This is a genomic window from Clavibacter sp. GW821-FHT01D01 (assembly GCF_059422605.1).
The window spans coordinates 1-19,014 of the sequence record NZ_JBWKXC010000014.1; the positions used below are offsets into that span (position 1 = coordinate 1).

Annotated in this window: 18 protein-coding genes; 16 read left to right on the top strand and 2 right to left on the bottom strand. The window is 72.7% G+C overall.

The features are described from left to right. The first annotated feature begins 156 nt into the window (after window positions 1-156). From AC07VC_RS14830 to AC07VC_RS14845, 4 genes are read left to right on the top strand one after another with little or no spacing between them, the layout of a single operon-like run. On the top strand, window positions 157-1,512 hold the full coding sequence (locus AC07VC_RS14830; protein ID WP_317228847.1) for a M16 family metallopeptidase: 1,356 nt from the start codon (window positions 157-159) through the stop codon (window positions 1,510-1,512). 8 nt (window positions 1,513-1,520) lie between these two features. Further along, a complete protein-coding gene (locus tag AC07VC_RS14835) occupies window positions 1,521-2,123 on the top strand; it encodes a histidine phosphatase family protein (RefSeq protein WP_104289755.1) in 603 nt (200 codons plus the stop codon). Window positions 2,124-2,181: 58 nt separating this feature from the next. Further along, window positions 2,182-3,015 carry a 4-hydroxy-tetrahydrodipicolinate reductase gene (dapB, locus tag AC07VC_RS14840; protein WP_317228846.1) on the top strand — a complete coding sequence of 278 codons (834 nt, stop codon included), beginning with the start codon at window positions 2,182-2,184 and terminating at the stop codon, window positions 3,013-3,015. Next, the gene (locus AC07VC_RS14845) at window positions 3,015-3,464 is read left to right on the top strand and encodes a tetratricopeptide repeat protein (protein WP_494676153.1); all 450 of its coding nucleotides are present in this window, start codon (window positions 3,015-3,017) and stop codon (window positions 3,462-3,464) included. The genes dapB and AC07VC_RS14845 overlap by 1 nt, the downstream gene beginning before the upstream one ends. A 103-nt stretch (window positions 3,465-3,567) precedes the next feature. Here the strand turns inward: AC07VC_RS14845 and AC07VC_RS14850 are convergent, their stop codons facing one another. Further along, a complete protein-coding gene (locus AC07VC_RS14850) occupies window positions 3,568-4,488 on the bottom strand; it encodes a TIGR01777 family oxidoreductase (protein WP_317228844.1) in 921 nt (306 codons plus the stop codon). Between the two features lie 155 nt (window positions 4,489-4,643). Here AC07VC_RS14850 and thyX point away from each other — a divergent pair, with 155 nt between their 5' ends. After that, entirely contained in the window at window positions 4,644-5,393 is a 750-nt protein-coding gene (thyX, locus tag AC07VC_RS14855) for an FAD-dependent thymidylate synthase (protein WP_494676577.1), read from the top strand. 24 nt (window positions 5,394-5,417) lie between these two features. Here thyX and AC07VC_RS14860 read toward each other — a convergent pair whose 3' ends face one another. Next, window positions 5,418-6,671, bottom strand: coding sequence for a hypothetical protein (locus AC07VC_RS14860; protein WP_494676152.1), 1,254 nt, complete (start codon window positions 6,669-6,671; stop codon window positions 5,418-5,420). Between the two features lie 153 nt (window positions 6,672-6,824). On the opposite strand from AC07VC_RS14860, the gene dapA reads away from it, so the two are divergent. From dapA to recA, 11 genes are all read left to right on the top strand, one after another. Next, window positions 6,825-7,808, top strand: a complete 984-nt coding sequence (gene dapA / locus AC07VC_RS14865) for a 4-hydroxy-tetrahydrodipicolinate synthase (RefSeq protein WP_104289759.1) — start codon at window positions 6,825-6,827, stop codon at window positions 7,806-7,808. A 58-nt stretch (window positions 7,809-7,866) separates the two neighbouring features. After that, window positions 7,867-9,543, top strand: coding sequence for a ribonuclease J (locus AC07VC_RS14870; RefSeq protein WP_494676151.1), 1,677 nt, complete (start codon window positions 7,867-7,869; stop codon window positions 9,541-9,543). A gap of 188 nt (window positions 9,544-9,731) precedes the next feature. Then, window positions 9,732-10,748 carry a permuted SH3 domain-containing protein gene (locus AC07VC_RS14875; RefSeq protein ID WP_494676150.1) on the top strand — a complete coding sequence of 339 codons (1,017 nt, stop codon included), beginning with the start codon at window positions 9,732-9,734 and terminating at the stop codon, window positions 10,746-10,748. Further along, window positions 10,745-11,452, top strand: a complete 708-nt coding sequence (locus tag AC07VC_RS14880; RefSeq protein WP_494676149.1) for an ABC transporter ATP-binding protein — start codon at window positions 10,745-10,747, stop codon at window positions 11,450-11,452. The genes AC07VC_RS14875 and AC07VC_RS14880 overlap by 4 nt, the downstream gene beginning before the upstream one ends. Then, complete coding sequence (locus tag AC07VC_RS14885; protein ID WP_494676148.1) at window positions 11,449-12,681, top strand: ABC transporter permease; 1,233 nt, start codon at window positions 11,449-11,451, stop codon at window positions 12,679-12,681. The genes AC07VC_RS14880 and AC07VC_RS14885 overlap by 4 nt, the downstream gene beginning before the upstream one ends. Window positions 12,682-12,758: 77 nt before the next feature. Then, a complete protein-coding gene (locus tag AC07VC_RS14890) occupies window positions 12,759-15,623 on the top strand; it encodes an FtsK/SpoIIIE family DNA translocase (protein ID WP_494676147.1) in 2,865 nt (954 codons plus the stop codon). Window positions 15,624-15,628: 5 nt separating this feature from the next. Next, window positions 15,629-16,258, top strand: a complete 630-nt coding sequence (gene pgsA / locus AC07VC_RS14895) for a CDP-diacylglycerol--glycerol-3-phosphate 3-phosphatidyltransferase (protein ID WP_317228837.1) — start codon at window positions 15,629-15,631, stop codon at window positions 16,256-16,258. After that, a complete protein-coding gene (locus AC07VC_RS14900) occupies window positions 16,255-16,776 on the top strand; it encodes a CinA family protein (protein WP_494676146.1) in 522 nt (173 codons plus the stop codon). Before pgsA ends, AC07VC_RS14900 begins: the two co-directional genes overlap by 4 nt. Before the next feature lie 139 nt (window positions 16,777-16,915). Next, window positions 16,916-17,224 (top strand): helix-turn-helix domain-containing protein, encoded by a 309-nt coding sequence (locus tag AC07VC_RS14905; RefSeq protein WP_317228835.1) that lies wholly within the window; start codon window positions 16,916-16,918, stop codon window positions 17,222-17,224. Window positions 17,225-17,314: 90 nt separating this feature from the next. Next, the gene (locus AC07VC_RS14910; RefSeq protein WP_494676145.1) at window positions 17,315-17,539 is read left to right on the top strand and encodes a DUF3046 domain-containing protein; all 225 of its coding nucleotides are present in this window, start codon (window positions 17,315-17,317) and stop codon (window positions 17,537-17,539) included. A 312-nt stretch (window positions 17,540-17,851) separates the two neighbouring features. Beyond that, entirely contained in the window at window positions 17,852-18,937 is a 1,086-nt protein-coding gene (recA, locus tag AC07VC_RS14915) for a recombinase RecA (RefSeq protein WP_094116179.1), read from the top strand. Window positions 18,938-19,014 lie beyond the last annotated feature (77 nt).

The window sequence follows — 19,014 nt, forward strand, 5'->3', positions numbered from 1 at the left end:
GGGCCGGTGACGATCCATGTCCTGCAGGGGTCCACGGTCCTGGTGCCCGGGCCGTGCGGGACCCGCCACGCCGGACCGGGATGCTGACCGGCTCGTGCCCTCGCACCGCGCGGCGACCCCGATCGCGCACCAGGCCCGTGGCGTAGGGTGACGCTGATGTCCCGCGCCGTAGAACTCCCCCTCGACCTCCCCGAGCTCACCGTGCAGTCGGCGGGCGGTGCCCGCGTCCGACGCTCGGTCCTCCCGTCCGGCGTGCGCATCCTCAGCGAGGACGTGCCCGGCAGCCGCAGCGCCACGATCGGCATGTGGGTCGCGGTCGGCTCCCGCGACGAGCAGCCGGGCGACCTCGGATCCACCCACTTCCTCGAGCACCTGCTCTTCAAGGGCACGCCGTCGCGCACGGCCCTCGACATCGCGGTGTCCTTCGACGCGGTCGGCGGCGAGCACAACGCCGTCACGGCCAAGGAGTACACCTGCTACTACGCGAAGGTGCAGGACCGCGACCTCGGCATGGCCGTGGACGTGCTGGCCGACATGGTCACCTCCAGCCTCATCGACGCCGAGGAGTTCGAGACCGAGCGCGGCGTCATCCTGGAGGAGCTCGCCATGGCGGACGACGACCCGGGCGACGTCACGAGCGAGCGCTTCTTCGAGGCCGTGCTGGGCGAGCATCCTCTGGGCCGTCCCATCGGCGGCAGCCCGGCCGACATCGAGGCCGCCGAGCGCGACGCCGTGGTCGCCCACTACCGCCGCAACTACCGCCCGCAGGACCTCGTCATCACGGCAGCCGGAGCCGTGGACCACGACGCCCTCGTCTCCCGCGTCACCGCGGGTCTCGAGCGCGCCGGCTGGGACCTCGGCGTCCCGGCGGCTCCCGTCGCCCGGCGCACGGGCGCCGCAGGGGTCATCACGCGCGGCAGCGAGCTGGTCGTCGTCGACCGCCCCATCGAGCAGACCAACATCCTGCTCGGCGTCCCCGGCCTCGCCGCCTCCGACGACCGGCGTCCGGCCCTCGCCATGCTCAACTCGGTGCTCGGCGGCGGGATGTCGTCGCGCCTGTTCCAGGAGGTGCGGGAGAAGCGCGGCCTCGCGTACTCCGTCTACTCGTTCGGCGCCTCCTACTCCGACGCGGGCGTCTTCGGCCTCTACGCCGGATGCACGGCGGCCAAGACGGCGCAGGTCTCCCGCCTCATGCTCGACGAGTTCCGGAAGCTCGCCGAGGAGCACGTCACCGAGGAGGAGCTGTCCCGCGCGTTCGGCCAGCTCTCCGGCCAGTCGGCCCTCGCCCTCGAGGACTCGGACACGCGCATGTCGCGCCTCGGCCGCTCCGAGATCACCACGGGCGAGTACGTCGACCTCGACGAGACCCTCGTCCGCCTGTCCCGGGTCACCGCGGAGGACGTCCGCGCCCTCGCCGCTGACCTCGTGTCCCGTCCGCTCTCGATCGCCGCTGTGGGCACCGTCGGCGCCGACGCGTTCGCGCCGCTGCTCGAGACCACCTCGCTCCCGTAGGAGGAACCGTGTCCCACTACATCTACCTCGTCCGCCACGGCGAGCAGCAGGATGCCGAGCACGGCCTTCCCGACGGCCCGCTCTCGGGCCGCGGCAAGCGCCAGGCGCACTGCATCGCCGACCGGCTGAGCGGGGTCCCGTTCACCTCCGTCCGCCACTCGCCGCTCGCGCGCGCCGAGGAGACGGCCGCCATCATGGCGGAGCGCATGCCGGCGATCGAGCCCGAGCCGTCCTCGCTGCTGTTCGACTGCATCCCGTCGGGTCCGGTGCCGGACATGCCGCACGCGTTCGAGTCGTTCTTCGGCGGCATCACCGAGGAGGAGATCGACGCGGGCAGCGCGCAGATGGCCGATGCGGTGAGCGAGTTCCTCGCACCCGCGCGCGGCGACCGCCACGACCTGCTCATCACCCACAACTTCGTCATCGCCTGGTTCGTGCGGCACGTCTTCGACGCCCCCGACTGGCGGTGGATGGGCATCAACCAGGCCAACTGCGGACTCACCATCATCCGCGTGCGCTCGGCGAAGCCGCCGGTGCTCGTCGTGCACAACGACCTCGGCCACCTGCCCGTCGAGCTGCGCACCGGGCTCCCCGAGCAGCAGCCGTACTAGCGCCGCGGAGCGCCGGGCCGACCCGCACCGCGCGGAGACGCGCCGGTACGCTGGGCGGATGACAACCACGGTCGCCGTCGTCGGCGCTACGGGCCGCATGGGCCAGCTGATCTCCCAGATCGTCGAGGCGAGCACGGAGTTCGAGCTCGTCGCGAGCCTCGACTCCAAGGACGAGCTGTCGGACATGCTCGGCGCCGACATCGCCGTCGACGTGACGCTCCCGGCGGTCAGCCAGGGCGTCGTCGAGTACGCGGTCGCGCACGGCATGAACGTCCTCGTCGGCACGAGCGGCTGGACGGGCGAGCGCATCCAGGCCCTGGAGCGGCGGATCACGGGCAACCTCGCCGTCGGCGTCGTCATCATCCCGAACTTCTCCGTCGGCAGCGTCCTCGCGACCTCGTTCGCGCAGATGGCCGCCCGGTTCTACGACTCCATCGAGATCGTCGAGGCGCACGGCGCCTCCAAGATCGACTCTCCCTCGGGCACCGCGGTCCGCACCGCCGAGCTCATGTCGCAGGCGCGCGGAACGCGGGGGCCCGTGCAGGCGCCGCACACCGACCAGCGCGCGCGGGGCCAGCAGGTCGCGAGCATCCCCGTGCACAGCCTGCGGATGCAGGGCGTCGTCGCCAAGCAGGACGTCGTCTTCGGCGGCAACGGCGAGGTCCTCACCATCAGCCACGACACCCTGGCGCCGAGCGCCTACGAGGCGGGCATCCTGCTCGCGCTCCGCGAGACCCGCACGGCGCGGGGCGTCGTGGTCGGGCTCGACCGGCTCATCGACCTCGACGGATCGCGCGAGCGCGCGTCCCAGCAGGCCTCGGCCGCAGCGTCCGCGGGCCCCGTGGACGACGGGGGTCCGAGCGGTCAGGCCGCCACCGTCACGAGCGCCTGATGGGCACCCGCATCGGCGTGGGCCTCATGGCCGTGCTCATGGTGCTGTACCTGGCGGTGCTCGGCCAGCGCGCCGTGCTGCTCGTGATCTCCAGCGAGCCCGTGGGCGTCGCGCTCGGCCTCGGCCTCGTCATCCTCCCGGTGCTCGGCGTCTGGGCGCTCGTCCGGGAGCTCCTGTTCGGCACGCGCAGCGCGCGCCTCGTGCGGATCCTCGACGAGGAGGGCGGCCTGCCCGAGGACGACCTCCCGACGCGCGCGAGCGGGCGGCCGATCCGCGAGGCGGCGGACGCCACGTTCCCCCGGTACCAGGCCGAGGTGGAGCAGGATCCCGACAGCTGGCGCGCCTGGTTCCGGCTGGGCCTCGCCTACGACGCGAGCGGCGACCGCCGCCGCGCCCGCGGAGCCATCCGCCAGGCGATCGCGCTGCACGGCGCCGAGCCCGCCGCCTGAGCGCCGCCCGCGACGGCATCGGCACCACGACGCACGAAGGGTGGACCGCCCCGCCCCCGCCCTTGCCCCCGCGCCGATGGCATCGTCGCCGAAGTGCGGGCCGCTACCCCTTCGCGAGCAGGCGGTCGATGGCGAGCTCCACCGTGGGGTCGCGGAAGGCGAACCCGTCCGCGAGGAGCTTCCCGGGTCGCGCGGGCTGGCTGGACAGCAGCAGCTCCTGACCGGCGTCCTGCAGCGCGAGCCGGATGAGGAACTCCGGCGCGGGGATCAGGTAGGGCCGGTGCATGCGCTTCGCCAGGTGCCGCATGAGCCGGTCGGCCATGACGGGCTCGGGGCCGGTGAGGTTCACGGGTCCGGAGACGGACGAGGTCAGGAGGTGGACGATGGCGGCGGCCTCGTCGCGGAGCGAGATCCACGGCCACACCTGCCCGCCCGTGCCGAGGCGCCCGGCCAGGCCGAGGTTCGTGAGGAGGCGCAGCGGTGCGAGGGCCCCGGCCTCGGCGAGCACCAGCCCGGTGCGGAGCGTCGCCACGCGGACGTCGGCGGAGGCCTGGAACGCCTCGGCCTCCCACGCCTCCACGACCTCGGCGAGGAAGCCCGTCCCGCGCGGGGAGTCCTCCGTGAGGCGCTCGGCCGGCCGGTCGCCGTAGAAGCCCACCGCGGATCCGTTGAGCAGCACCCGGGGCGGGTGCGCCGCGGTGGCGAGCGCTCCGACGATGGTCCGCGTGGCCGTCACGCGCGACGACCGGATCTCCTCCTGGTACGGCTTCGTCCACGGGAGCCGGCTGATGGAGGCTCCCGACAGGTTCACCACGGCGTCGACCCCGTCGAGCACCGCGGGATCCAGCCGTCCCGCGGACGGCTCCCACTCGTGCTCGTCGGGTGACGACGCCGGGTGGCGCACGAGCCGCTGCACCCGGTGGCCGGCGGACTCCAGCTGCGCCTGCAGCTCGGTGCCGATCGTGCCGCCGGCGCCGGAGATGAGGACGGTGAGCGGTGCGGGGGATGCGGTGCTGTCGGACATGGTCGAGCCCTTCGTCGGTGCCCATCAGCCTAGGACGCGGCCCCGCGAGGACGCCGGGGAACGGCCGCGGAGCGCCGGGCCCGCCGGGCTCCCGGCGTCGGACGGTCGCGTACAGTGACGTCGTGCCCCACGACGACATCGCCTTCCGATCCGACATGACCGTGGAGCTCGTCCGCTCGAGCGCCCACGACTCCGACGTGATCTTCGCCGCCCGCGTCTCCACCGCCGGCGAGAAGACCCTCGAGCGCGCCCTCGACGAGCCCGACGCGCAGGACCGCGCCCTGGAGGGCGACGTCGACACGGAGGCGGAGGAGAAGCGGGTGAAGCGCGACCGCGGCCTCATCAACTACCTCATGCGCGACCGTCACGGATCGCCCTTCGAGCACAACTCGATGACCTTCTACGTCCAGGCGCCGATCTTCGTGTTCCGCGAGTTCATGCGCCACCGCATGGCGTCCTACAACGAGGAGTCGGGCCGCTACAAGGAGCTCGACGCCGTCTTCTACGTCCCGGGCCCGGAGCGCAACCTCGTGCAGGTCGGCAAGCCCGGCGCGTACGAGTTCCACGCCGGGAGCCCGGAGCAGACCGCGCTCGTGCAGGAGGAGACCCGGCGCACGTCCGCCGAGGCCTACGCCTCCTACCAGCGCATGCTCGAGCAGGGCGTCGCCCGCGAGGTGGCCCGCATCGTGCTCCCGCTCAACATCTACTCGTCGATGTACGTCACCCTCAACGCCCGCGCCCTCATGAACTTCCTGTCCCTGCGCACCAAGCACGAGGACTCGACGTTCCCGAGCTTCCCGCAGCGGGAGATCGAGATGTGCGCGGAGCGCATGGAGGCCGAGTTCGAGCGGCTCATGCCCCTCACCCACGCGGCCTTCCAGAAGAACGGCCGCGTCGCGCCGTAGTGCGCGACGCGGCCGTGCGCGCCGTCACCCCACGCGCACCGCGACGCTGGTCCGCGAGACGGTGGGGTAGGGGTACCGCTCTCCCGTCACCCGCACCGCGAGGAGCCGCCCGCGGTCGGCGGCGACGGGCGTGTACGCGGGTGCCTCGGCGCCCGGGATGACCACCCCGTCGCGCAGCCACTGGTAGGTCAGCCAGATGGGCGCCGGGCGCCAGAACCCGGTCCGCACGGTGAGCTGCCGTCCGACGAGCGGGAGCCCGCCGATCGCCGGCACGCCCGGGGAGATGACGGGCATCGCGACGCGCGGCGTCGGGGCCGAGACGCGCTCGAGAGAGGCGCGGCCCGGTGCGCTGCCCCGGACGCCGACGGTGATGCGCTTGCCGCCGTCGAAGCGCGCGTCGACCTCGTAGGTCGGTCCCGAGGCGCCGGAGATCCGCTGGCCGTCGCGGTACCACTGGTAGGCGAGCGCGACCGGGCCGGGACGCCACGTACCGGTCCGGACGGACAGGGTGCTCCCCGCGACCGCCCGGCCGACGACGGTCGGGGTCGGCGCGGAGGTGAACGACGGCGTCCCGGGCGCGCTGCCGGTGGCGAGATCCAGGTACACGTACCGGGCCACGTCGACGTTGGGCCCGTGCCAGAACAGGAAGCGGACCGTGCGGTCGTAGCCGACGTCGACGGTGGTCGATCCCACGGCGTCGGCGAAGGTGTACGGGTCGTCGCCGAACGCGTAGACGACCGAACGCTCCTCCGGCCAGCCGGCGAGGTACCCGCGCACGTCCCAGGCGAGGGTGATCCGGGGCCCGTCGACCGTGATGACCGGGTCGTACCGCGTGGGGTACCCCAGCGAGCGGACGTCCACGGGCGCGGACGCGGCGCCGATGACGGGGACGCCGTCGATCACGCCGGCGGCCCGGAAGGAGATGACGTGCGGTCCGGCCGGGGCCGGGATGCGGATCACGGCGGAATCGAGCGGGCCCGTGTGGGCGGTCGTCCAGGGGCCCTGGCCGTCCAGCCGGTACTCGAAGCGGGGCTCGTCGACCACGAGCTCCCCGAGGTCGAGCCCGACGTAGACCTCGATCTCGGGGATGTCCGTGACCTCCCCGCCGATGTTCACGACGGGGGCGGGGAGCGCGGCGACCGGGTCCGCCGCGACGCGGGACGGCGGCGCACCGGGCGCGGCGATGGCCGGCGATGCGCCGACGAGCGAGACCCCGGTGACGAGCGCCAGGGTGAGGGCCAGAGCGGGCGTGCGCCTGCTCCGTGCCGTGAGGGTCATGGTCCACCGCCTTCTCGAGGACTCCGTCGTCCTCACGCGCAGGATGCTCCCGTGCGGGCCGTTCCGGCATCCCCCGTCCGGGGGCGGGTCGGGCCCGTCAGGGGCGACGGGGCGCGGATCCCGCTCCCGTCCGCGCGCGGTCCGAGCGTTACGATGGGAGCCGTGTCCTCAGAGAACCCCTTCGGCCAGGTCCTGGTGGCGCTCGTCACCCCGTTCACGGCCGACGGCGAGGTGGACTGGGCGGCCGTCGAGAAGCACATGGACGACGTCATCGTCGCGGGCGCGGACGGCATCGTCGTCACGGGCACCACGGGCGAGACCAGCACGCTGACCGACCCGGAGAAGATCAAGCTCGTCGAGGTGGGCCGGTCGGTGAGCGCGGGCCGCGCCAAGATCATCACGGGCGGTGGCTCCAACGAGACCGCGCACGCCATGCAGCTGGCCCGCCAGAGCGAGAAGGCCGGCGCCGACGGCAACATGATCGTCACGCCGTACTACAACAAGCCCACGCAGGCGGGCGTGCTCACGCACTTCCGGATGATCGCGGACGCCACGGACCTGCCCGTCATCCTGTACGACATCCCCGGCCGCACCGGCATCCCCATCCAGTACGAGACCATCCTGCGGGCGGCGAAGCACCCGAACATCCTCGCGGTGAAGGACGCCAAGGGCGACCTCGCGCAGGCGAGCCGCGTGCTCAACCAGACCGGCCTCATGTACTTCGCGGGCGACGACGCGAACGCGCTCCCCACGCTCGCCATCGGCGGCACCGGGCTCATCGGCGTCACCGCGAACATCACGGCCACGCCGTACCGCACCATGGTCGACGCCGTGAACGCGGGCGACCTGCGCGCCGCCACGCACGCCCACCAGCAGCTCGAGCCGCTCGTCCGCGCGGTCATGACCCACGTGCCCGGCACGGTCGCGGCGAAGTACATCCTCCACGGCCTCGGCCGCATCGGCAGCCCCCGCGTCCGCCTGCCCCTCGTCGGGCCGGAGGAGTGGGAGGCCGCCCAGATCGAGGACGAGATCGACCTCGTCCGCGACGTCCCCGGCGTCGACTTCCGCAACTTCCGCCCCGATCGCAACGCGGCCGCCGGCGGAGCCCTGCCCCAGGTCGCCGGCACCACGCGCTGACGCGCGCCCGCATCTCCCCGCAGCCGGCCCCCGGGCCGCACCGTCACCTAGGAGCCCCATGCCCCGGACCATCTACGATCCTCCCGCTCTCAAGCCCGGCACCCTGCGCATCACGCCCATCGGCGGCCTGGGCGAGATCGGGCGCAACATGACCACGTTCGAGATCGACGGCAAGATCCTCGTCGTCGACTGCGGCGTGCTCTTCCCCGAGGAGCACCAGCCCGGCGTCGACCTGATCCTCCCCGACTTCAGCTCCATCGCGGACCGCCTGGACGACGTCGTCGGCATCGTCCTCACGCACGGCCACGAGGACCACATCGGCGCCGTGCCGTACCTCCTCAAGCTGAAGCAGGACATCCCGCTGATCGGCTCCGGCCTCACGCTCGCCCTCATCGAGGCGAAGCTCAAGGAGCACCGGATCAAGCCGTACACGTTCCAGGTGAAGGAGGGCGACCGCGAGCGCCTCGGGCCGTTCGAGCTCGAGTTCGTGGCCGTCAACCACTCCATCCCGGACGCGCTGGCGGTCGCCATCAAGACGGAGGCCGGCAGCGTCCTGCACACCGGCGACTTCAAGATGGACCAGCTGCCGCTCGACGACCGCATCACGGACCTCCGCGCGTTCGCCCGGCTCGGCGAGGCCGGCATCGACCTGTTCATGTCGGACTCCACGAACGCCGACGTGCCCGGGTTCACGCTCACGGAGCGCTCCATCGGCCCGGTGCTCGAGGCCGTCATCTCGAAGGCGCCGCGCCGCGTCATCGTCGCGAGCTTCTCCAGCCACGTCCACCGCGTGCAGCAGGTGCTGGACGCGGCCGCCGCGAACGGGCGCCGCGTCGCCTTCATCGGCCGGTCGATGATCCGCAACATGACCATCGCGGCCGACCTCGGCTACCTGAAGGTGCCGGACGGGGTCCTCATCGACTCCAAGAAGGCCGTCAACCTGCGGGACGACGAGATCGTGTACATGAGCACGGGGTCCCAGGGCGAGCCGATGGCCGTGCTCAGCCGCATGGTGAACTCGGAGCACCAGATCGAGATCGGCCAGGACGACACCGTCATCCTCGCGTCGAGCCTCATCCCCGGCAACGAGAACGCCGTGTACCGCATCATCAACGGGCTCACGAAGCTCGGCGCCAACGTCGTGCACAAGGCCAACGCCAAGGTCCACGTCTCGGGCCACGCGGCCGCGGGCGAGCTGCTCTACTGCTACAACATCCTGAAGCCCCGCAACGTCCTTCCCGTCCACGGCGAGTACCGTCACCTGGTCGCGAACCAGCAGCTGGCGATCCAGACGGGCGTGCCGGAGCGCAACACGTTCCTCGCGGAGGACGGCACGGTGCTCGACATGAAGGACGGCCACGTGCGCGTCACGGGTCAGCTCGACATCGGCTACGTCTACGTCGACGGCTCCACGGTCGGCGAGATCACCGACGCCGACCTCAAGGACCGCCGCATCCTCTCCGAGGAGGGCTTCGTCACGATCTTCGCCGTCGTCGAGCCGCAGACCGGCAAGGTCATCGTCGGTCCGGAGATCGAGGCCCGTGGCTTCGCCGAGGACTCGAAGGTCTTCGACAGCGTCAAGCCGCTGGTCGTCCGGGCCCTCGCGGAGGCCGCCGCGAACGGCACGCGCGACACCCACGCCTACTCCCAGGTCGTGCGCCGCACGGTCGGCCGGTGGGTCAACTCGTCGCACCGCCGTCGGCCGATGATCATCCCGGTGGTCATCGAGGCCTAGCCCGGTGCCGTCACGGCACGGCTGACAGGACGTCCGGAGGGGGCGGGGGAGACCCCGTCCCCTCCGTCGTGCGGCCCCCCGACGGCACGCGCATCTCATCCCCGCGGACGACCCGCCGCGCCGGTCCCCGGCCCTAGCGTCGGAGGCGACCGGACGGGCCGCTGGGGACCGCCGGGGAAGGAGCGGCTGTGGGCGTCTGGCGGAGATGGATCCTCCCGATCACGAGGCTCGTCGTGCTGGCCGCCATCGCGGTGGCCCTCGTGCGCATGGCGTTCTTCGGGACGGCGACCGAGGAGGTCGCCGAGGTGCCCACGGGCTCCGTGGTCGAGTCGCAGGTGCCGGCGACCCTCGCGACGGTGGTGAACGACGTGACGGTGGAGGGCAGCATCCAGCCGGACCCGGACGTGACGGTCAAGGCGACCCTGCAGGGGAAGGTCTCCAAGCTCGTCGCCGGCCAGGGCGCGACCGTCGCCGCGGGCGATCCCGTGCTCGTCATCCGCCAGGAGACGCCGGTGGACCCCGTGGTCGCCGCCGACGGCACGGTCACGCAGTCGAAGCCGAAGGTCGTGACCGAGACCGTCACCGCCTCCACCGCGGGCTCGCTCGCGGAGCTCGGCGTCCTCGTCGGCCAGGAGGTGTCCGTGGGCGATGCCGTCGGCCGCATCTCGCCGCCGACCTTCCGCGCCACCGCGCCGCTCACCGCCGAGGAGCAGTACCGGCTGGTCACGCAGCCCACGACCGCGGAGGTCGCCATCACGTCCGGTCCCGCGCCGTTCGAGTGCTCGGACCTCCGCATCGGCCAGCAGTCCTCGGGTGGCGGCGGCACGCCGTCCGGCGATGACGCCGGGTCGACCGGGGGAGCGGAGCCGGCCTCCACGGGCGCGACCGTGTCCTGCGCCATCCCCGCGGACGCCCGCGTCTTCCCGGGACTCACGGCCGAGATCACGATCCCCGCGGGCGAGGCGGCCGACGTGCTGACGCTCCCGACCACCGCCGTCGAGGGCCTCGCCGACACCGGCAACGTCTGGTTGGCGTCGGAGACCGGGGAGCCGGAGGAGCGCGCCGTCGGCCTCGGCATCAGCGACGGGAAGGTCGTGCAGATCACCTCGGGGCTCTCCGAGGGCGACATGGTGCTCGAGTTCGTGCCCGGCGCCCCGGCACCGGAGGTCGACCCGATGACCATGCAGGGCGGGTACGGCGGATGAGCCTCATCCGGCTCGAGCAGGTCACCCGCACGGTCCTCCGCCCCGACGACGAGCCGTTGACGATCCTGCACGGCGTCGACCTCGACGTCTCCGTGGGCGACCACGTCTCCATCGTCGGGCGCTCCGGTTCCGGCAAGTCGACCCTGCTCAACATCCTCGGGCTGCTGGACACCCCGACCACGGGCGAGGTGCTCCTCGACGACGTGCCGATGGCCCGGGTCTCCGGCTCCCGGCGCGACCGGGCGCGCGGCGGCGACATCGGCTTCATCTTCCAGCAGTTCAACCTGCTGCAGGGACGCACGGCGCGGGAGAACGTGATGACGCCGCTGCTGTACTCCACCGGCCGCACCTTCTGGCGTCGGGCGTCCATCGCGGCCGACATGCTGGAGCGCGTGGGCCTCGGCCACCGGATCGACTCCATGCCCGAGACCCTCTCCGGGGGCGAGCAGCAGCGCGTGGCCATCGCCCGCGCGCTCGTCCGGTCGCCGCGGCTGATCCTCGCCGACGAGCCCACGGGCGCCCTCGACATCGAGACGGGCGCCACCGTGATGACCCTGCTCGCCGAGGTCGCGCACGCGTCCGGCGCGGCCCTCGTCACCATCACGCACGACCCGACGGTCGCCGCCCGCGCCGACCGGCACCACCGGCTGGAGGCCGGCGTGCTCGCCCCGTCCGAGGTCCTCGTCCGCGAGGCCGTCGCGTGAGCGGGTGGCTGGCGCGGACGGGCACGGGCCTCGTCGGCGCGGTCGTCGAGGCGTGGGCGGAGCTGCGGATCCACCGCACGCGCGTCCTCCTCTCCCTCATCGGCGTCGCGGTCGCGGTGGCGGCGATCACGTCCGTCGTCGGGCTCGGCGCGGTCGTGCAGCAGGCGCAGACGGAGCAGTTCGAGCGGCAGTCCGGGCGACCGGCCTCCCTCTCCGTGTCCATGTACTCGGAGACGGGGCAGGGGATGCCGTACGACGACCAGCGCGAGCTCCTCGCGGACGTCGCGGCCCGCTACGGCATCACCTGGTCGACCGTGATCGGCTATGCGCCGCTGTCGGTCGAGCTCCCGGGCGGGACCGCCGAGGTGCAGGGCACGGTGGTGGATCCCGACTACGGCCAGATGCGCCGCGTCGACGTGGTGGACGGCCGGTGGTTCGGCGACCGCGACGCCGACCTGCTCGCCCCGACCCTCGTCGTCAACCGCGCGTTCCTGGCCGGCATGGGCTCGCCCGCCGTCGCGTCGCATCCCACGGTCGTGCTGCGGGGCGAGCAGGGCGAGCGCACGGCGGTGGTCGTGGGCGTCGTCCCCGACATGTACGAGCAGGAGCCGCCGTCGATGTACGTGCTGTCCGCGACCGCCGAGCGGATGATGGGCGCGGACGCGCTGGCGGGCATGAGCCCGCAGATGGAGCTGTGGGTCCCGGAGGACGAGGCCGACGGCCTGTCCGAGGCCATCCGGTCCGACGTCGCGGCCTCCGCGCCCGAGGGCGTGGAGGCGTCCGTGAACCGGAACGACTACGGGACCTACGACTACGACCCGCTGCTGTCGCTGAAGATCCTCGTCGGGGGAGTGGCGGGGCTCGTGCTCCTGCTGGGTGCGCTCGGGCTCGTGAACATCTCGCTGGTGACCGTCAAGCAGCGGATCCGCGAGATCGGCGTCCGCCGGAGCTTCGGCGCGAGCGCGGGCCGGGTCTTCTTCGCGGTGATGATGGAGAGCATCGTCGCCACGGTGGCGGCGGGCGTGGTCGGCGTCATGGCGGCCGTCGCGATCGTGAAGAACCCGTGGATCCTGTCGTTCGTCGCCTCGGGCGTCACGGAGTTCCCGCCGTTCCCGCTCTCGGCGGCGCTGCTCGGCCTCGGCGCGTCCCTCGCGGTGGGCGCGATCGCGGGCCTGATGCCGGCGCTGGTCGCCGTCCGCGTGTCGGTCATCGACGCGATCCGGTATTGATGCCGCGGCCGGGCGGGGAGCGTCCCGCCCGGCCCGGCGGACCGTCGCGGACGGCGGTGCGGGATAACGTGGGACGCATGGCTACGAGCACCAGGTCGACCAGCCGCGCCGGGAAGACCTCCTCGGGCGCGCCGCGTGCCACGCCCCCGCGCAAGGGGCGTGCCGCCGAGACGAAGCAGCAGACCGTCGCCTACCCCGTGCAGCCGGAGCGCCGCGGGCCGCTCGTCGCCGCCTGGATGGGGCTCGCCCACGCCACCGGCGCCCTGTTCCGCGCCCTCGGACCGGAGAAGCTCGCGAAGGAGGAGCGCCGCGACGGCATCCCCTTCCTGCTCGTGGTGCTCGCCGTCGCCGGGGTCGTCGTCGAGTGGTTCAACCCGCTCAACGACGTGGCCATGGCGTTCGACGCCTACACGTTCGGCGGGCTCTTCGGCCGGGTGGCGTTCGCGCTGCCCATCGTCATGGTCCTCCTGGCGCTCTGGCTGTTCCGCCACCCCTCCTCGGTCAGCGACAACGGGCGCATCGGGGTCGGCGTGACGCTCTTCCTCGTCTCCATCGCCGCGCTCTGCCATCTGTTCAACGGGGCTCCGGATCCGCGCGACGGCATGCTCGCCCTCGCTCGCGCCGGGGGAGTGCTCGGCTGGGTGCTGGCGGCGCCCCTGGCGCTGCTCATCACGTCCATCGGCGCGGGCATCGTCGCCGGGATCCTCCTGGTGCTCTCCCTCTTCATCATCACGCGCACGCCGCCGAACCGCGTCGGCGTCCGCCTGCGCGAGCTCTACTCGTACCTGTTCGGCGCCCCGCCGGTCGACGAGGAGCAGCGCGCGGCCGAGCGCGCCGCCCGCAGGTCCGGTGCGACCCAGCAGGTGGAGCTGGACGGCGTCGACGACGACGGCCCCGTGGACACCGACAGCCTGCCGTGGTGGCGCCGCAACCGCAGCCAGCGCGAGGACGCCCCGGCGTTCGACAGCCCGGTCCTGGCGCCGCACGCGGGATCCGACGGCGAGGACGACCCGGTGCGCCCGCCGCGCAGACCGGCAGCCGAGGCTCCTACCGCGGTCATCGACCGCACGGTGGACCCGGACTCGACGCGCCCTGAGCCCGGTGCCTTCGCGGGCGACGACGCCGCCACCCGCCGGATCGACCTCGACGCCCCCGTCGTGGACGCCGCGGCCACGGCGATCCTCCCGACCATCCCCGCGCACCCCACCGGCATCCGCGACGACGACGAGCCCGCCGTCCTCCCCGGCTTCGAGGACGACGGGTCGGAGGCCGCCACGGTCACGGGCGCGTCGGACGCCCCGCAGGCGCCGTACCGCCTGCCCGCCGCGAGCACCCTCTCGCCGGGCACGCCCGCCAAGTCCCGCTCCTCCGTCAACGACGAGGTGGTCCGCGCGCTCACCGAGGTCCTCACCAACTTCCAGGTCGATGCGACGGTCACGGGCTTCTCGCGCGGCCCCACCGTGACGCGGTACGAGCTCGAGCTGGCCCCCGGGGTCAAGGTCGAGCGCGTCACGGCCCTCGCGAAGAACATCAGCTATGCCGTCGCCTCGAACGAGGTCCGCATCCTCTCGCCCATCCCGGGACGCAGCGCCATCGGCGTGGAGATCCCGAACACCGACCGCGAGATCGTCTCCCTCGGCGACGTGCTGCGCTCGTCCGCCGCCACGAACAGCGCCCACCCGATGACCATCGGCGTCGGCAAGGACGTCGAGGGCGGCTACGTCATCGCCAACCTCGCGAAGATGCCCCACCTCCTGGTCGCCGGATCCACGGGCTCCGGCAAGTCGAGCTTCGTGAACTCCATGATCACCTCGCTCCTCATGCGCGCGAAGCCGAGCGACGTGCGCATGGTGCTCATCGACCCCAAGCGCGTGGAGCTCACCATCTACGCCGGCGTCCCGCACCTCATCACGCCCATCATCACCAACCCGAAGAAGGCGGCCGAGGCGCTGCAGTGGGTGGTGAAGGAGATGGACATGAGGTACGACGACCTCGCCAGCTTCGGCTTCCGCCACATCGACGACTTCAACAAGGCCGTGACGGGCGGCAGCATCGTCCTCCCGGAGGGCAGCGAGCGGACGCTCCGCCCCTACCCCTACCTCCTCGTGGTGGTGGACGAGCTGGCCGACCTCATGATGGTCGCGCCGCGCGACGTCGAGGACTCGATCGTCCGCATCACGCAGCTCGCCCGCGCGGCCGGCATCCACCTCGTGCTCGCGACGCAGCGCCCGTCCGTCGACGTCGTCACGGGCCTCATCAAGGCGAACGTCCCGTCGCGCCTCGCCTTCGCGGTGTCGAGCATGACCGACTCCCGCGTCATCCTCGACCAGCCCGGCGCGGACAAGCTCATCGGACAGGGCGACGGCCTGTTCCTCCCCATGGGCGCCAACAAGGCCGTCCGCGTGCAGGGCGCGTGGGTGCAGGAGGCCGAGATCGCCAAGGTGGTGGAGCACGTCACCCGCCAGGCCCGCCCCGAGTACCGGCAGGACGTCGCGGTCGCCGCCGAGAGGAAGGAGATCGACGCCGACATCGGCGACGACCTCGAGGTGCTGCTCGCGGCCGCCGAGCTCGTCGTCAGCACGCAGTTCGGATCCACGTCGATGCTGCAGCGCAAGCTCCGCGTGGGCTTCGCCAAGGCCGGCCGCCTCATGGACCTCCTCGAGGCGCGGGAGATCGTCGGCCCGTCCGAGGGGTCGAAGGCGCGCGACGTGCTCGTCTCGGCCGAGCAGCTCCCCGGCGTCCTCGCGACGCTGCGCGGGGAGACGCCGGCACCGGCGCCCGCCTCGGCACCGGCCGCCTCCGCATCCGCCACCGGTGCTGCCGACGACGGGGACGACGCGGACCGCTACCCGTCGGATCCGCTGCACAAGGACCTGGACGCGTACGAGCAGGTGGAGGCCGAGGGCGACGACGACGCCTGGGGCCTGACGGGCAGGGACTGATCGCCATGGCCGACGGGAACGCAGCACGGACCGGCGCGTCCGGCGCTCCCCGCGTCTGGCGCGCGGGGGACTCGCCCGCGAGCCCGTGGAACGTCGCCAACGTCCTGACCATCGCCCGGATCCTGCTGGCCCCCGTCTTCGTCGTGCTGCTCGCGGCGGACGACGGCGCCGACGGCCCGCTCCGCTACGCGGCCGCCGCCCTGTTCGTGATCGCCATCGCGACCGACGGCATCGACGGCCACATCGCCCGGAGCCGCAACCTGGTCACCGACCTCGGGAAGCTGCTCGACCCCATCGCCGACAAGGTGCTCACGGGCGCCGCGCTCGTGATGCTCTCCGTGCTCGGCGAGCTCCCCTGGTGGGTGACCATCGTGATCCTCGTGCGCGAGCTCGGCATCACGGCATACCGCTTCGCCGTGCTCCGCGACCGCGTCGTGGCGGCGTCACGGGGCGGCAAGCTGAAGACCGTCGCACAGGCCGTCGCCATCAGCGTGGCGCTGCTCCCGCTGTGGGACGTGATGGGGGACGGCATGCACGTCGTCAACGCCGTGCTCATGTCCATCGCCCTGGTGCTCACCGTCCTCTCCGGCCTCGACTACATGCGCCAGGCCCTGCGCGCGGAGCGGGCGTCGTGAACGCGTCGGCGGACGCCACCGACGAGCAGCTCGCCGGGCGGGTCATCGCCGCCCTCGTCGCGAGCGGCCGTCGCCTCGCGGTGGCCGAATCGCTCACGGGCGGCCTCCTCACGGCGGCCCTCGTGGGGGTCCCCGGCGCCTCGCGGGCCCTGTCGGGCGGCATCGTGTCCTACGACACGGCGCTCAAGCGCACCATCCTCGGCGTCGAGTCCTCCATCCTCGCGGTCCACGGGGCGGTGCACCCCGACGTCGCCCGTCAGATGGCGCGCGGCGTCCGCCAGGCGTGCGCCATCGACGGACGCCCCGCCGACGTCGGCGTCTCCACGACCGGCGCCGCGGGTCCGGATCCCCAGGACGGGCAGCGGCCGGGCACGGCCTTCGTCGGCCTGTCCATCGACGGCGACTCCCGCGCCATCGCGCTGCACCTCGACGGGGACCGTCAGGCGGTCCGCGCCGGCGTCGTCCGCGCGGCCCTCACGGCACTCGTCGACGCCCTCGACCCCGACGGGAACATCTGATGCGCATCCCGCGTTGTCGTAAGCAGGTTCACAAGCAACGCCCAGTGCCCGTGCTTAGCCTTGGTCCTCGGCCAGATGCTCTCGCATCCGCCCCGGACCTCCGGTTCGATCAGGCACCAGGCAGAACGAGGAGGGTCCCGTGGTTCTAGTCCGTCAGGAGATCGGCGACGTCCTTCGGGACTTCCGCCTGCAGAAGGGGCGCACGCTCCGCCAGGTCGCCAGCAAGGCGAGCGTCGCGCTCGGCTACCTCAGCGAGGTCGAGCGGGGTCAGAAGGAGGCGTCGAGCGAGATCCTCGCCTCCGTCGCCGACGCGCTCGACACCCCCATCTCGGTCATCATGCGCGAGGTCGGCGACCGTCTCGCCGTCATCGAGGCGCTCAACCCCATCCCCGACACCATCCCGGACGACCTGGTCGCCGGCTTCGACAGCGGGCTCGTCGCCCGCTGAGCCCCCGCCCACCGCACGCCCTCCCGCCCCGCCCGTCCTCGTGACGGGCGGGGCGTCGTCGTGCCGGGACGAGCGGGTACCGTTGTCGGCATGCGACTGAGCGAGTTCCAGCGGGCCGTCTCCGACGAGTTCGGAGCCGGTTACGGGCCGGTGCTCGTCGCGGACCTGGTGCTCGGCGAGCTCGGGGGCCGCACGTCGGCGCAGGCGCTGCGCGACGGCACCCCCGCCCGCGAGGTCTGGCTGGCGCTCTGCCGCGCGCAGGACGTGCCCCGATCCCGTTGGAACGGCGCAGGACTCCCCGAGCCCCGCACCTGACGCCGCGGCGCCGTCCTGCTCGAGCCCCGCGCCAGCCCGACGGGCGCTTCGTCCGCCTCCGGTCCGCGTCGGGATCCCGGCGCGCCGCACGGCGCGTCGTTCGAATATCCCTTCGAACGCGCGTAGTCTCCCCACAGGAGCGATTCGAAGCGGGACTGCACGGGTCCGGCCCCTCCGGCAGGGATGTCGGCGGCGCCGCATAACGTGCACCTCGCGGAGATCACCCGCCGCCTTGTCGGCGCCGGACCCCGCGGCCAGCGGGATCGGAGCGACAGCCTGCAGGCACCCCACCTTCGACACGAGGAGCACCCCATGGCATCATCCGCAGACCGCGAGAAGTCCCTAGAGACCGCGCTCGCCCAGATCGACCGGCAGTTCGGCAAGGGCTCGGTCATGCGCCTGGGCAGCGACGAGCGGGCCCCGGTCGCCGTCATCCCCACCGGCTCCGTCGCCCTTGACGTGGCGCTCGGCATCGGCGGGCTGCCGCGCGGCCGCATCGTCGAGATCTACGGCCCCGAGTCGTCCGGGAAGACCACGCTCACGCTGCACGCCATCGCGAACGCGCAGCGCGCCGGCGGCATCGCCGCCTTCATCGACGCGGAGCACGCTCTCGACCCCGAGTACGCGAAGAAGCTCGGCGTCGACATCGACGCGCTCCTCGTGTCCCAGCCCGACACGGGCGAGCAGGCCCTGGAGATCGCCGACATGCTCGTGCGCTCCGGGTCCATCGACCTCGTCGTCATCGACTCGGTCGCGGCGCTCGTGCCGCGCGCCGAGATCGAGGGCGAGATGGGCGACTCGCACGTCGGCCTCCAGGCGCGGCTCATGTCGCAGGCCCTCCGCAAGCTCACGGGTGGGCTCAACCAGACCCAGACCACCATGATCTTCATCAACCAGCTGCGCGAGAAGATCGGCGTCTTCTTCGGCAGCCCGGAGACCACCGCGGGTGGCAAGGCGCTCAAGTTCTACGCCTCGGTCCGCCTCGACATCCGGCGCATCGAGACGCTGAAGGACGGCACCGACGCGGTCGGCAACCGCACGCGCGTGAAGGTCGTCAAGAACAAGATGGCGCCGCCCTTCAAGCAGGCCGAGTTCGACATCCTGTACGGCACCGGCATCTCCCGCGAGGGCAGCCTCATCGACTTCGGCGTCGAGCACGAGATCGTCCGCAAGTCCGGCGCCTGGTACACCTACGACGGCGACCAGCTCGGCCAGGGCAAGGAGAACTCGCGCAAGCACCTCCTCAACAACCCGGACATCGCGGCCGAGATCGAGCAGAAGATCAAGGTCAAGCTCGGCCTCGTGAAGGACCCGAACGCGGATGCGGCTGCGGCCGACGCCGCACCGGCTCCCGTCGTCGCGGCCGCGCCCAAGGCGTCCGCGCGCAAGAGCGCCTGAGCCGACGCTCCACGGCGGGGCGCGTCACCATGACGCGCCCCGCCCTCCCGCACCTGCACGACACCGGTCCGACCCGT